Source organism: Thermobacillus composti KWC4 (assembly GCF_000227705.2).
In the GTDB taxonomy this organism is placed as follows: domain Bacteria; phylum Bacillota; class Bacilli; order Paenibacillales; family Paenibacillaceae; genus Thermobacillus; species Thermobacillus xylanilyticus.
The window spans coordinates 12,694-26,867 of sequence record NC_019898.1 but is presented as its reverse complement, the minus strand read 5'-3'; the positions used below and the strand labels follow the sequence as shown (position 1 = coordinate 26,867).

Genomic DNA, 14,174 nt, shown 5'->3' with positions numbered 1-14,174 from the left:
CGCCCTGGATTCGGTCATGGGAGAGGTAATTCGTATCAAAGAAGAAAGGAAGGATGGTTATGCCGACCAAAAAGCAAACGGCCTTTCTGTTTGTCTGCTATGTCATTGGAATCCTGGTTCTGATCGACCGGCTGACATTCGGCTGATTGTTTTCATCTTTTCCGGGTGTGGAAATTGGAAGATGCTCATGGCATCTTCTTTTTTTATGCCCACAAAGGAGGCAATGAGGATGGTCAAAATCAAAAAGGTGTCGATCCAGCTGAATCAGAGCCTTATTTGCGGCGGCGTGGCTGTGGTGGAGCGGGACGGACGTGATCGCTGCATCTTTTTCGATGTGGTGAAAAGCCATCCCATCAAAGTCATCGTTGGCAGCCGCGGCAAAGAAATCTCTGAAGAAGAAGCCGACCTTTACGAGAAGGAGCTGCTGGATCTTTTTAACCAACACCATGTTCCGTTGAAATTGGGGACCTTCGCCATTACGGCTTAGGAAATTATTCAAATTTTGAAGGGTGGAAATAGGTATGCAAAGGTTTAAGAAGAAAAAGATTTGTCTGTTGATGGATCTTGGCGGTTTCGAGCATCGTCTCGACGAAAATCTCGATATGGCCAGGCGTTACGGCGAAACGGTGCTTTCCCTCGCCTCTACCGGTCTTGCGGATCCGACGAGTGAGTTGCCGGCTAACGTGATGCAAATGACCAAAGACGAACTGATGTCTTGGTCGGACATGGTGAGCAACCATGTAAGAGCTCACGGATGGCAACTGAGTGATGTCGTCATCCTCGCTGCCGGCCGCAACCATCGCGGGATACTGCCGCTTGGCACCGTGATTGTCGAGAATATCCGCTTGGGTGCGTAAATCATGAAAATTCGGTTTATCGCATTCAAATGTTATGTCGAGGCGCCAGGCGAATCTGTGTTTCCCGTTTTGGAACAACTCGGGATGCGCCCGCACAAGAAACATCTATGGACCCGCTCCGTTCTGGAGCATACACTCGAAGCCAATTACAGGGAAAATATGAGTACGAGGGAGTATGCGTATTTTTGGATCCGCTGGACCAATGCGCACGGCGTTGTCGATAAGGGAGCCTTAGAAAGAGTGTTGGCCGATTGGTATTTCGCCATGAGCCGGCACTTTTCTGTTTCCATCTACTGGATGCAAACGGCCCTTGATATCGATGAATTCCGTCCCCTGTACGGATTTGAAGAGAAAGAGCAAAAGATTTGGGTGAAAGTGGACAAGCCGCATCGCTTCTCTTTTTTTCCGGTTTTGGACTTCTATCATTTCGAGGTCCGTCACGTCAGCGGAAAACTGAAAGCGATCCAGCATAACCGCTTTTCCCTTTGGCTCGATGAATTGAAGTATAACCTTCTCGGCCATGAACGACCTGATGACCAAATCAGTTTTGACATGGTTGTGTAAGGGTTTTGCAAGAAGCTGGGGGTAATACGAATAATTGAAGGGAGGTAGCCCCTCTGCCATTACATGCGCGGGGCTCTCCCGTGCGAATGGTATGGGCGTATAAACATGAGTAAAGTTCAATTGATGAAGGTCCAACGTTTGCTCGAAACCCGTCAAAAGTTGAAACAGTGCACGGTTATCGGCAAACTGCTTTCCCGAAGCTGAAGTTTTGGGCCTCGTGTTGTTCGATTGAACAGGTGGAAATAAACCGTTGCGTCAGGGGCATAGTTGTCGTGATTTACGACGGCTATGCCCTTCGCCACGATCGGAGGTCATTCGAAATGTCTGTATCCGAATTGAACGCTATCGCCGTGAATGAGGCGAAAGGTACCTATTATCGATGGGGAGGCGTTGGCTGCCTGTCGGACAAGGAATTGCTCCTCTTGGTATTGGAGCCGCTGATCCGAAACCGCTCTCTATCCAATCTGGCGGAAGAGCTGCTCCAAAAAGATTGGCCTTACCTGGCGAGTCTATCCGAGTTCGAGCTTTCCGTAATGTTCGGTTTGAATGAAAGGCAGAGCTTTCATCTCATGGCAGTTTTTGAATTGGCGCGTCGGGTTAATCGAAGACTCAGTGACAATGTTAAGATTCGATCCCCCGAAGATGTCAAAAGCTTGCTGTGGGATTTGCAGCATCTCGACCGTGAGCATTTTGTATGCATTTTCCTCAACACCAAAAACAAGGTGATCGGTCGGGAAACTATCTCCGTTGGTACCTTAAATGCCGCTCTCGTTCATCCGCGAGAAGTTTTCAAGGCAGCGATACGTCGTGGAGCGGCATCGGTTGTGTTTGCGCACAACCACCCGTCCGGTGATCCGTGTCCATCTCCCGAGGACATCGCGATAACGCGCCGGCTTTTCGAAGTCGGAGAACTCGTGGGAATCGAAGTAATGGATCATGTGATCATCGGCAATCCCGGCTACTCAAGTATGAAAGAGCTGGGGTACATGCCCGAAAAGAGCCAGGAGAAGGGAGGATATACGCAGGAATGAAAATTGTGTACGCGGAAATTTCCGGATTCAAGCTTCACAAGAACAAACGTTCCTTCGATTTCGGACAAATCAACCACATCAGCGGAGGGAACGGGAAGGGCAAAACGACGATTGCCGAAGCGATTACCTGGTGTTTCTACGGATGCGACTTGGCCGGCAACACCAAAGGCGTTTTTGACCGGCTCAAAAATCCGTCCACCAAGGAAACCAAAGTTGTGGTCGGGGTCGAGTTGTCGAAAGATGGCGTTTCGACCCGCTTCAACTTCTGCCGGATCCGCAAGGGCAAAACGACGGAGCTTTTCATCAATGGTCATGAAGCGAAACAAGTCGATTTTGATGCACTGCTTGGTCGAATGGAGTTGTTCCTCAGCATTTTTGTTCCCGGTTATTTCGGCAACATGGCGGCATTGGAACCGACCAAAGCGCGGAACATGCTGGTGGCGATGATGCCGGAATTGGATCACGCCGAAGTCATTGCCAAGCTGAACGAAGACGATCAGGCGCGCATCGAAAAGATCGACATGATCAATCCGGAATCGACTTTACGAAATCTGCGAAGCGAAATAAAGGAGCTGGAAACGTCGCTCGAAAACATCCAAGGGAAGATTGAGTACCTGCGGATAAACAGCATGCTGGACATTCCGATGAAGGTGTTTGAGGATGATGAGCGGAAGCTGCAAACCCTCAAAAAACAGCTTTCCGACCTTATGGAAGGCGGCAGCCAGCCATTCCAACATAACCTCCAACCCCTTCAGGAAAAGAAAGCACAGCTTCGGGCGCGTTACGACGAACGAAAAGCGGAATTTATGCGGATCAAGTCATTGCCCTTGCCACAGGTCGGTGACAAGTGCCCCGAATGCGGCCATGAGTTTTCGGCCGACGAAGCCGTTGCCGAATTGGACAAGCGCAGGGCGAAACTTGTGGCGATTCAGCAGGAGTGCGAAGCCTTGAAGGAAGAAGGCCATGCGTTGAATGAGGAAATCATGCGCCTCAGCAACGAGAACACCAACTTCATTGCCGAGTTCTACAAGGAGAAGGGGAAGAAGATGCAGGCGCTTCAAGCCGAAATCGAAAAACTCCAATCTCTCCAAGCGGAACGGAAATCGAAGTTGAAGATGGCCGAGGATTTGAGCCTGCAGTATAAAATCTGCGATGAAACGGTGGCGGAGCGGGACGAGAAGCTGGCCGACATGCAGGCGGTCCGCAACTTCATGCTCCAGTACGCGGAAACGCAGGTGGAGTTCGTAAATTCGTTCTTGAACAAGGCGGAAATTCGCCTTTTCAAGTATGCGCAAACGACGGGCGAAATGACCCTCGATTTTACGATTCTCTACAACGGCACCGAGTACAAGTCGCTGTCCACATCGGAGAAAATACGCTGCTCCATCGAGCTCGCCGGCTTGTTGAACCGGGTGAAAGGCATATCGTACCCGGTGTATATCGACAACGCCGAATCGGTGGAAGAGTTTGATGAACCTCAGACGCAATATTTTGTGGCGACGGTCGTCAAACGTGCTCCACTCAAAACTGAAATCGTCGCATGATGGCCAGGTTGGTAATAGGGAGACGGGCGGTGTAGACCGCTTGTTTCCCTATTTCTGTTTTACACGGAAATAGGGAGGTTGGATGGATGCTTATTGGTATTATCGCGGTGGCCTTGATTGTCTCGATGACGGTCGTGATGGCTTTGCCGCTCGCGTCTGTTCTCGTCGCTCTCCGAGCCAAAACCACCGGCCGATACCTGAACCGGTATTACATTGTCAGCCGGAAACGATCCGGAGAGTTCGAGCTGCATTGCCATCCGGCATTCGGTTTTTATTATGCCAGGCCGGAAAAGTTTTTCGCCATGCGGGAAGACGCGATTCGCAGGTTCAGGCAACGTCAACCCGATGCGGAGCTTTTCGCCATCACGAGCACACTTCAAGGGTTTTACGCACGGAGCGGGTATTCCGAAGTACCGGTAAAGCAAAGGTGGGGCAAGCGCTGGTTTGTTCGCTTATCGAATTACTTGCTGATCCTCTGCAATTTGGCCAACTACCGGAAACGTAATGAGAACGAGTGGCAATTCGCGCGCTTGATTCGCCGCGTGAATCGAACAGTCCCGCTTCGCTTTACGTTGTAAAGGCGGTGCTGCAGTGAGCAACGTTCAGCTGGACATGTTCGACTTTTTGGAGGAAATGGAGAGGCAGTCCGTCAGTGTCGAGGATTACTACCGCGAGTTTCAATCGGTCAGTTTTGCCCGTAGAAACGAAACCGGCTATGCCGGTGATGTTAAAGCGGAAGCCCAGGTACGCGAGCTGATCCGAAAGGGCGAAGAGTTCTACGATATGTGGCGCAAGAAGACCATTCGGGATGTCGTTTGCCGCGACCTTTTGCATGAAACGCTTGTACAGCTTTGGTGCGTGAAGGTCAAGGGCAAAGTGGCTGACGCGATTTATTGGGTGCCGCAGGCCCCGAAAGTCTATACGCCGGCCATCGACAACGATCTTACGTCCCGTATTCCGCCCCAATTGAAACTCCCGGACGAAGACATTTTGCTTGCGAATTATCAGTACCGCCCGAATCCCACTCAACTTTGTCACAGCGTTCTGTTTTACCGGTACCGGGACGATCGGTGGTACGTCGCCTGCAATTTGTTCGACTTGAAAAAAAACAAGTGGTCTTCGACCCGCGTGAGCTGCATGTATGGAAGCCAGTTTCGGGCTGATTTGGAGAACCAATGGTGGACACAGGAAGGTTTTGATAAGGCAAAGGCGGATAACCGTCTTGACCCGCAAATCCCGGCCGTTTGGTGCAACTATATCAAGTTCTACGGTCGGGATGAAGCGCTTCGCCGCCTGGAGCTACCGCCTTTGGATAAAAATATTTATCAAGAAAGAGGTTGGTAATATGAACGGTTATTTCGGCGATGTCATTTACTCGTACACACGCGCTCAAGCGATCCAGGACGGCGTTTTGGTAGACGTGACCGATACGGCAAAGGAAATGGGCTTTAAGTTTCCGGTTGCCGTCACAAGTTCCGTTTGGCAAATCATCGTTCCTGACAACGCGGCAGAATCGCTTGGCGAAAGCACTTCCGGACGGTTGTGGGACTGCCTGTGGATGCTGTTTGTCGCCATTAAACGCGGCGGCAACGGCAGCACGGTTCCGTTCGAATTTATCGCAACCGAGGAGGGGCGCCAGAAGCTTGTGCGATTGAAAGCCGTGTGCGGGCCCGGTGACAACATGGAGCCGGTTATTACGATCATGCTGCCGTCGGAGGATTGAATGAGAGTCGAGCAAATTGACATTTTCGAGTATCTGGAGCAATTGGAAAAAGAGGAAGCTGCCCGCGCTGCAACCAACGCGCGTGCGCCGAGAACGGGTCATGTTCCGCAACCCCGGAGGGACTTTGTTCCCTCCTGGGTAATTCGCGTCTTGAAGTGGCTCGTTTACAACATCCCGCTCCTGTTCATTTTCCAATGGGTGAACGTTTATACGATCACCCGCGGTTTCGGGGGCAGGGAAAACGGCGGCTGGTATTATAAGCGCTTCGTGTGTGAGGAGTCCCGTCTTGTGTATCGTTGGGAAGCGGAAGCGCTGAAGCTGAAGCTTGAACGTCAATTTTCCGGTTTGAAATGGGGGCAAATATCGGCCGAATCATACGGTCAAGACGTGATGGTTTGTATCGAGAACAGGAAGGCTGCCAGACAAACCGTTACAAAGCCCACCTACGAACCAGGACGGATTAAAAACAAATTCATTTTGGAGGGTTAATGCATGGGCACTCAAATGACCGACATTCTCTCGTGGCAGAAGCAGTTTGATCTGCTGCACGACTTCGTGTACAGGCTGGCGGGGGAAGGCGACGCCGAGGCCGCAGAGGTCATCCGCAAAATCTCGCAAATGGACGTCTCTCCGGTTGTCTCCGCATTGGAAGCACGCCTCCGACTTGTCTTGCGTCTCATCAATGAAATGGATGAAGCGTGGGGAGAAAGCGAGCATCCGAGTCCTGCAGTCGAACAAGCGTTTTCCGATTTGGATGTACTGCGGGGACACTTGCGGTCGCTTCTGGAAGGAAGGGTTGTCGCCTGCCCCGATTGCTCTCGAATCGGAAAGGCGAATCCGGCTTGCGAAACGTGCGGGGGCCGCGGTGAGCTGCCGGCCCTCTATATATTCCCGGCCCAACCTTCTCCCAATCCCGCTTCCGCGGGAGCGGGTGACATGGTGCAATGCTACTCCTGCTTCACAACGGAAGCCGAGGGTTTTGTGCCGATCTATCACGATCCGGTGCCCGGGGAGGAGCCGAAGGTCAAGTATCATCTTTGCACATCCTGCTACGACACCCCATTCGGCATGAGAACGGATCAGGATTAAGCGAAGCGGGAGGGGTGCCAAATGAGGCTCATCTACGAAGGTTGGAATTACGAAGTCATTGGCCTGTATGACGGAGTGCCGGTTGTGTACTCCATCGATGGCGAGTATGCGTTTCGATTGCCGAGGGAAAAGCTCGATGCAGCCCTTCGGAGCGGAAAAGCAACTCGCTTGTCATCGTGAAGGGTATTTCATAGTCCAAAGTGAAGGGAGGAAGCCCTGATTCGCATGAAACGGGAATCCTCCCGGCACATGCGGACAGGGTGTAATTATGAACAATCATGATTTTGAGGCAACCCGCTCCGCTGCTCTCAAGTCTTTGACGAGAACGGATATCATTATGTCGCGTACATCCGCCGAGCCGTTGATCAAAAAGTTCAATGAAATGACGCCGGATGAACGGAATCGCTTTATCGCGACTCATGTGATGGGATGGTACCCGAATACGCCGACTTCGGCCTTTTACATTACCCACACGTCTAACTTTTTCAAAATTGCCGATTTCCGGCCTGCCGAGAGGATTGCTTCCGCGTTCATAGTTTTCGATTACATCCTAGTTCCTGACAAAACGAGCTTGATTCCGTGTGAATCCGGAAGCGGAGTGTTTTGGGAGGTTTGCTTCTTGGACACGTTCATCAGCGCAGGTCCGACTCCGGAACTTGCCATTTGTAGGGCATCCATCATCATAACGGATGCGGTGGCCGCAAAACTGAATGAACAGGCTTTATCCCAGGGAGAGAATAAAGATAACGACCAGCGTTGCTTGGCGGGGGGTGCCCGGCCATGAGTTCTGAGTGGCGCCGTTTGACCGCTCCAGAGTTTTTGGACCCACGTGTCTTTAATGCCCTCCGGCATGGGGATAAGCATGAGTCGATTGCAGAAGATGCCAAAACGGTTATTCTTCAGGGCGTTCGATTCACGGTTCCATCCCCGATTTTTGTGCCTGGAGAAATCGTCTACGTTCGGCTTCGCAGGTTCTTTGAGTTTATGCGCAAAGAAGATTGGGACTGCGCGGAGGCGCTTCGGGCGAAAGAAGCGGCCGATCGTGCGATTCGAGAGAAAGCGGAGTACGAGCGCCGGCGTGAGGAAAATCGGAAGTTCAATTTGTCTTTCGGTTTTCCGGCGAGGTTCACAATTGGGCAGAAGTCGGTTCGGTCCGGCTTGCTGGAGAATTCGTGGGGTGACGGTCGGAACAAGCGATCAGTCTATCATGTCGTCTTGGAAGAGACGATTTCGATTGGAAAATTGTATCGAAAATCCGGTGATTTTCTGTGTACGCGTGATCCGGGTTGGCTCAAGCATGTGGACAGGCTTGAAGATGGGCGTGTGAACTGCAAAGCCTGTTTACAAATCTTGAACCGATACGGTAGCAAGCGTTAAACCGGAGGATACATGATAAACAAGGAGGAGGGGAGCCCTTGACATTTGGGGGCTTCCCCCATTTGGTCATTTGGGCGTGCACATGGATCCGCATTTTTACTTTAAGGCTGCAGAGAAGGAGCGGGCCTTTTTCCGGAAGTACGGGAAGCAGGGGTACACACTGCATACCGTCAAAGAGAAGAGGCCCAATACCATCCAAAAAGTGACGGAGAAATATGTGTATGTGACCACAGAAAAAAGCAGGGCTGCAAACCGCATTCCGAGGGACCGGTTGCGGAAGGCGCTGGCTATTCTGTTTTATCGGCGGGTCGTGACGCTGAAAGAGCTGATCAAAATCAACTCGTTCTCCAGCGCTCTCGCGGCGCTTATCAAAGCGATCATGGCCGATATTTGTAAGGTCATGCACACAAAGAAAGGTGCGGTCCGTCTTACCCTCCGCGGGCTACGGTTCATTTTCAGCGGTCTTAGCAAGGGGCGGAACGATATGAGGTTTGTGAGCGAGAACGGAGGACGTTTCGTTCTTCTCAACTACCATGATATTCGGTTCGATACTGCAGAGCGCTGGAAACAAAAACTGCTGGAACTGGGTCTAAAGTGTGTTTTGGACTCGGGTGAATTCAGCCGGTACAATGCCGAGCTAAAGGGCAAGCGGATCAAACCAATCACGGTGGAGGATTACGCGCAATTCGTGATGCGCCATTCCGATGTGATTTATCAATACTTCACCTTGGACAAGATCGGCGATCCCGAGGTTACGAAGCGGAATTTTGAGTATTTGGAGCGCGTTGTCAGGAAAAAACCGATTCCGATTTGGCACGTTCAAAATTCGCTCGATCTTCTGCAGGAACTCGTGGATGCCGAGCATGAAGTAATCGCGATTGGTGGCAGTCGATTTGTAAGTCGGCAGAAGCGGGAAGCAGTGTTTGACGCCATTTTTCAGCGTTTTGGGGACCGAGCAAACTTTCATGCTCTCGGTCTTGGCGCAACGGATCTTCTGCTTCGCCACAACTGGTTTTCGGCCGATGCAAGTACGTGGCTCAATGGGCGCATCTTTCGAAAGCTCATTTCGATCGCCGGGGAATATCCCGCTCCGAAATGGATGTCAAATGAAGAAGCGTTGGCTTTCAACGTGCGTACGCTTGCGGCGCTTGAAGACAGGTACAGTGAGCTGCAAATCGATATCTCGATGTTGCCGCCTTGTTAAGCCCAAATAGGTAGACTTGGGGTTACTTTCCTGTGTTACAATATGATAGATTTCAGACCAAGGGAGGTACTGCCTTGCCCGGGGAGCAAAAGGATCAACTGGATCGTGTAGAGCTGCTCAGTTGGCTCGAAACATTAGAAAGGAACTTCGACCCGCTCCTATTAAAAGGTCGCAACCGGTTTAATGAAGCCGAAGGATGGGTCGGGATTTGGTTATTTCGTTCGTTGATCGGGACGAATTACAAGAAAATGCCGGAGGACAGCGTAAATAAGGTCATCGACATCTTCTCAAGCCGGTGGCAAACTTGGGTTACATATGCTGCATTGGCCGGGATTTTCGGTGTCCCAAGCGTTTTAAACCTGCAGCTAACCTTCTGGCAGTCAGTCTTAGCTTATGGGGTAATTGTTATTTCTCTCGTAATGTCGTTGTATGCTAACCTGAATCGCATGCTTTCCATGGGCGATCCTTATTTTAATTCCAATGCGTACAAGCTCTTCAGGAGACAGGAATACTATATGTTCCTTGCTTACTTTAGAGAGCATAAGTACACATTCCGGACGGCCCATGAGTGGGTAAAGCTATTGTATAAAGAAAATGGCTTAGATTCAGTGATTGCCGAGCATAAAGAAATTCAACGGCAATGGCGGGAAATGGTTGAGGATCTCAAGAAAAGCCTGGATGAAAGAGATCGCAGCCTGAAAAAAACCGAAACAATGGTTAGGCTGTTGAATCGTAAAATCGAACAGCTGCAACGGTTAGCTAAGGTAAATGAAGATGGATTTAATTCCGCAATCAGCACGATATACCGTCTTCGTTCCAGCGATCCACTATTCAACACTTCGGACCTTAGAGTAGTCACTGACTTTTCTTTGTTTGAATTGGTGGAACCCAAGCTGATTCGGCTTTGCGAACAGGGGACAACCGAGACGCCGAAAATTATAGACATTAACGATCCCGCTTACGCGCATTACTCTTCGGTGAAGTTGGTTCATGGAGAAAATACGATCGAATATGCAACCAGCGACCGAGAAGGGAGGACGGTGGCAAGTTATTGGATCGACTTGCCATCCGGGAGAACATTGATCTATAATTTTCACTATGACTCTACAATTGAGGATATGGATGATATAATAGAGATGAAAGAGATGTACCGCTATATTAAGGGTATATGCATGCATTTGGATGAACGAGGGCTTTTAACCAGGGAGGCACAGCGCCATGTTGCAAAATAGACGTTTGAACAATCGTCTTAAAGCCAGTAATGAACGGTTGCTGGCAATAACGAAAGATATCGGCCGCATCCAAGAAGAAAGTTTGCGCGCATGGACTATCGTAGAGATCAACCAGGTCCGCACCAAGGAACTGCGTGAAAACTTGGATGAATTACTTTTGAAGCAAGAAGAGAGCCTTAATAGGCTTGTAACCCTTGCAGCGAAAGCATAATAGTAGCGGAAAAGGGGCCTATCAAGGCTCCTTTTACGTTTAATTTTCATAGATTCGTCAATAATGCTGCTATTACCATTGAGGGGTAGATAGCAGTGAAAGCTAAAAATAGCAAGGTCATTCGTGGTAAGTTCCGATTAGGCGAAAATGCTTTTCCCACATCAAAAGATAAACGTGAGAAAATCATGCGCGATGTTGAGAGAATCAATAGGAAGTCAAGTCAACCGAGGAAGAATGGAGAATGAGCAGAAGCGGGGTGGTGCCGTTGATAAAGAACGGCAAAGTTCTTTCTCCTTATACCGAGGAGCGGGTTTCAGCTCCGATCATAATGGAACAGCCGCCCAGCTGACACCGCTGCGGCGGTCTTTCTTCTTTCTGTAGGCTTGTTGGAAACGTCCAATATTTACAGGTACTTTCGACATGCGCTATAATAAAACCATTACGTATCAATTATAATTTTTCCTTGCCGTTGCAATTCGGCAGGGAAGGGGGCTGCTTTGGCAGCGAATAAATAAGGTACAGTTGAAGGAGACGCAAAAGGTATGCGGGTAACGTATGCCTTTTTTTTTGCGTCTTCTTTTTTTGTGCCAAACAAAGGAGGTTTTACGCATTGATTTCGGATCGGCCTGCAAAAACAAGGCAGGTAATCGAGCCAGGTTGGTTTTGGGTGTTTGTGAACGAGCGTCTCAGTGTGTACACGGTTCATTCTGACGCAGAGCTTGGTGCTGCAGATTCCATCCGTTGGGATTTGCTTGAGGAAGGGTTTGATGTACTTTGGGATTCGGCTCGAAGCAGAAGGGAAGCCGTCCGTTACATGGAGCAGTTTTATCCCCAGTACACCCGCTTCGAAACGATCCCGACGCCGATTACATTCCGGGAGGCATGCGAGTTCATAAACAAGCATCACAGGCATCATCTTGCCCCCCAAGGCATGAAATTTGCGCTAGGTATCAGTAATGGCGAGAAGCTCGTTGGCGTTCTCACGGCCGGCAGACCCGTTTCCAGGCACATGGACGATGGATACGTCTTGGAAGTGACTCGTTTGTGCGTGTTGAGGTCTTACATTCATTCATGCAGCAAACTCTATGCTTCCGCCAGACGGATCGCCCGAGAAATGGGATACCGTGCTCTTGTCACCTACACTTTGGAGGATGAGCCCGGCGCTTCGCTGCGCGCTGCCGGTTTCCGCCTGCATAAAATCAGCTGCGGCGGAAGCTGGAACACCGCAAAACGGCCGAGGGTGGACAAGCATCCGACCGGACGGAAAAAGGTTTGGGTTTTGCCGATTTCAGGAGCCTAATACGAAAGGAGATTAACTATGGAGGGCATTAAGAATCTGTACTTCAAGTCGTGGTTTTTACCCCCGGAGGAGATCGAAGCTCGGTTGAGGGGCTTAGATATTCCATGGAGAAGGCTTGATACAAAGTTTTTCTTCTTCGTTACTCCGGAAACCATGAACGAAGTTCGGGCAAAAATCGAGGGGTTAAATAAGGAGAATGGATCAATATTGTTTGATTCCGATATTGATTATGTTTTCTGTACCCCTGATGAAATCGCCCAACAGCTTCGCAAAAAGGTTGGCGACGAGTACGTTTTAAGGGGGTAGGTTCATGCAAAGGCTGAAAGGCTGGACTAAAGGCCCTTATACCTTGTCTCGGGTGCATTCAAAAAGGGAGAATTGTCTGCCAAGCGACAAAGTATTCGATCCATACGAAATTTGGAATTCGACACTATTGCACGGATTGCGCTGAGAGATTGAAGTGAATGTTGCGCGCTTTTACGTGTAAAAAAGGAGGGAAGGCCAGTCATGGCCAGATATGGAGAATGGAAAGTTGTTGAAAGAAAGCCATGTCTGCAATGTCAGATAGGTACGGTTACGGTCGAAAGACGAGAAGTCGAAGCAATATTGTCGCCTGTCCCTTACGATCCAGAAGAACGCAGTCGTAGTGGGTACGACGTCGCCGCAAGATGCGATACATGCGATTTTTGCGATTTTGACCCGGCCGACCTGACTGATTAATTGACGGCATTCATTGAACGTTAACGAATAAAAATGCGTTTGCAAGGAGGGGCGAATGGAAGATAAAAATATTCGGCCGATTGAGTATGTGTATGCCGGCATAAGGGTGAACGACAAAGGTAAGCGTGTCTTTTATTGGGCTGAAGCGGGCAACCCCTCAACCATTCATGTGTTTACGAAACAAATTGTGCCGGCTAGTGTTGGTGGGGTGTATTTGTTTCACTAGACTGACGGTGGGGGAAGCGTCTACACCAAAGGCAAATATGCACCGACGTATTTGCGCCAATTTGACCAAAAAGATTTGGTTCATGTTTGGGCAGCACAAGAAGAGCAGGCTAAGCAGCAACTGGCATTAAACTCCCTTATGTTGAGAGCTGCAAAAATCGAACCTTTGGAGGACGTATTGGCTACACTCCGCAGAATTGCCCGGGACTTGAAAAGCGTTGAACGTCGCGCTTTGTTGTCAAGGGATCGCAGAAGAAATTTTTGGAGCGGGTCGTTAACTCCCAGGTAGGATCGGTACCCCATTTGAATGTCTCCCCTCTGCACAGGGATAAAACATTGCCTCCCTGGTGCAGCGGGGAGGCGATTATGGAGGTAATAGGATCATGTCAATGGTTACGTATTGGAACGATGAAAAGTCTATGATGTCGCCGATCGAGGATATCCGCTTATCCGAGATGGAGGAGAATATCCTTTACTCGGTCGAAGTCAAGCGCGTGGATTGGTTGGGTGAATGCAAACTGAAGAAATGGGCCGATTGCCTTTCCGTCAGTTTTGTACTGTTCGACGAAAAAGGCAAGTTGTCCGAGAACTCGGAAGTCCAAACAATTGTCTTTCGATTGGCTTTGCTGGACGAGTTGAAGAGAATCGATAAGCCTGACAAATGTATCGAAGACATTGTCGCATACCTTCGGGCGTTTCCCAACCTCGCCGCGTATCACTTGAGTGACTTTTCAGAGTTTGTGGCGCCACACATTTATGACATTGTCTATTTCAACAAACTTCGGATATACGACCACAAGCACGGAACGTTTTTGCGTTCATTGGTGCGTGCGTTTCCAGCTCCCGATCTTACCCAATTTCAAAATGTGTATCAGCTGATGGTTAAAGAAGTTGGGAATCACATTGAGAGGGAGAAAGTTACGGTCATGTGGGCGCTCCGTGAATTTGAAAAACGCTATGGGTGGACAGCAATCGAAGTTCTTCTGGATGCGGAAAAGTCGTGGGATGATTTTACAGGAGATATCGCCCTTCAGTTGGCCATATAAAATTTTTACGGAAGGAGGGACATCCTCGCACGATGGGGGGGTCCCCCGCTC

20 protein-coding genes are annotated in these 14,174 nt (G+C 49.8%); all 20 read left to right on the top strand.

What is annotated here, in order from left to right; translation table 11 throughout:
* Nucleotides 1–229 precede the first annotated feature (229 nt).
* Nucleotides 230–487, top strand: a complete 258-nt coding sequence (locus THECO_RS19560; RefSeq protein ID WP_015256713.1) for a hypothetical protein — start codon at nt 230–232, stop codon at nt 485–487.
* Nucleotides 488–521: 34 nt separating this feature from the next.
* Complete coding sequence (locus THECO_RS19555) at nt 522–857, top strand: hypothetical protein (RefSeq protein WP_015256712.1); 336 nt, start codon at nt 522–524, stop codon at nt 855–857.
* A gap of 3 nt (nt 858–860) precedes the next feature.
* Nucleotides 861–1,421, top strand: a complete 561-nt coding sequence (locus tag THECO_RS19550; protein ID WP_157373758.1) for a hypothetical protein — start codon at nt 861–863, stop codon at nt 1,419–1,421.
* A gap of 320 nt (nt 1,422–1,741) precedes the next feature.
* Nucleotides 1,742–2,452, top strand: coding sequence for a RadC family protein (gene radC, locus THECO_RS19545; RefSeq protein WP_015256710.1), 711 nt, complete (start codon nt 1,742–1,744; stop codon nt 2,450–2,452).
* A complete protein-coding gene (locus THECO_RS19540; RefSeq protein WP_015256709.1) occupies nt 2,449–3,996 on the top strand; it encodes an AAA family ATPase in 1,548 nt (515 codons plus the stop codon). Before radC ends, THECO_RS19540 begins: the two co-directional genes overlap by 4 nt.
* A gap of 86 nt (nt 3,997–4,082) precedes the next feature.
* Nucleotides 4,083–4,574: a hypothetical protein gene (locus tag THECO_RS19535; RefSeq protein ID WP_015256708.1), complete on the top strand. Its 492-nt coding sequence runs from the start codon at nt 4,083–4,085 to the stop codon at nt 4,572–4,574.
* Nucleotides 4,575–4,587: 13 nt separating this feature from the next.
* Complete coding sequence (locus tag THECO_RS19530; protein ID WP_015256707.1) at nt 4,588–5,340, top strand: hypothetical protein; 753 nt, start codon at nt 4,588–4,590, stop codon at nt 5,338–5,340.
* A 1-nt stretch (nt 5,341) separates the two neighbouring features.
* Nucleotides 5,342–5,719: a DUF6573 family protein gene (locus THECO_RS19525; protein WP_015256706.1), complete on the top strand. Its 378-nt coding sequence runs from the start codon at nt 5,342–5,344 to the stop codon at nt 5,717–5,719.
* A complete protein-coding gene (locus tag THECO_RS19520) occupies nt 5,720–6,208 on the top strand; it encodes a hypothetical protein (protein ID WP_015256705.1) in 489 nt (162 codons plus the stop codon).
* Between the two features lie 3 nt (nt 6,209–6,211).
* Entirely contained in the window at nt 6,212–6,808 is a 597-nt protein-coding gene (locus THECO_RS19515; RefSeq protein WP_015256704.1) for a hypothetical protein, read from the top strand.
* 21 nt (nt 6,809–6,829) lie between these two features.
* A complete protein-coding gene (locus tag THECO_RS21860; RefSeq protein WP_015256703.1) occupies nt 6,830–6,988 on the top strand; it encodes a hypothetical protein in 159 nt (52 codons plus the stop codon).
* 88 nt (nt 6,989–7,076) lie between these two features.
* Nucleotides 7,077–7,592, top strand: coding sequence for a BC1872 family protein (locus THECO_RS19510; protein ID WP_015256702.1), 516 nt, complete (start codon nt 7,077–7,079; stop codon nt 7,590–7,592).
* The gene (locus tag THECO_RS19505; RefSeq protein WP_015256701.1) at nt 7,589–8,185 is read left to right on the top strand and encodes a hypothetical protein; all 597 of its coding nucleotides are present in this window, start codon (nt 7,589–7,591) and stop codon (nt 8,183–8,185) included. Before THECO_RS19510 ends, THECO_RS19505 begins: the two co-directional genes overlap by 4 nt.
* 82 nt (nt 8,186–8,267) lie before the next feature.
* Nucleotides 8,268–9,389 carry a hypothetical protein gene (locus THECO_RS19500; RefSeq protein WP_015256700.1) on the top strand — a complete coding sequence of 374 codons (1,122 nt, stop codon included), beginning with the start codon at nt 8,268–8,270 and terminating at the stop codon, nt 9,387–9,389.
* A 74-nt stretch (nt 9,390–9,463) separates the two neighbouring features.
* A complete protein-coding gene (locus tag THECO_RS19495) occupies nt 9,464–10,621 on the top strand; it encodes a hypothetical protein (protein ID WP_015256699.1) in 1,158 nt (385 codons plus the stop codon).
* On the top strand, nt 10,608–10,832 hold the full coding sequence (locus THECO_RS19490; protein ID WP_015256698.1) for a hypothetical protein: 225 nt from the start codon (nt 10,608–10,610) through the stop codon (nt 10,830–10,832). Before THECO_RS19495 ends, THECO_RS19490 begins: the two co-directional genes overlap by 14 nt.
* Before the next feature lie 610 nt (nt 10,833–11,442).
* Nucleotides 11,443–12,132, top strand: coding sequence for an XF1762 family protein (locus THECO_RS19485; protein WP_015256697.1), 690 nt, complete (start codon nt 11,443–11,445; stop codon nt 12,130–12,132).
* An 18-nt stretch (nt 12,133–12,150) separates the two neighbouring features.
* Nucleotides 12,151–12,438, top strand: coding sequence for a hypothetical protein (locus THECO_RS19480; protein ID WP_015256696.1), 288 nt, complete (start codon nt 12,151–12,153; stop codon nt 12,436–12,438).
* A gap of 469 nt (nt 12,439–12,907) precedes the next feature.
* Entirely contained in the window at nt 12,908–13,078 is a 171-nt protein-coding gene (locus THECO_RS21850; RefSeq protein ID WP_015256695.1) for a hypothetical protein, read from the top strand.
* 382 nt (nt 13,079–13,460) lie between these two features.
* A complete protein-coding gene (locus THECO_RS19475; protein WP_015256694.1) occupies nt 13,461–14,123 on the top strand; it encodes a hypothetical protein in 663 nt (220 codons plus the stop codon).
* Nucleotides 14,124–14,174 lie beyond the last annotated feature (51 nt).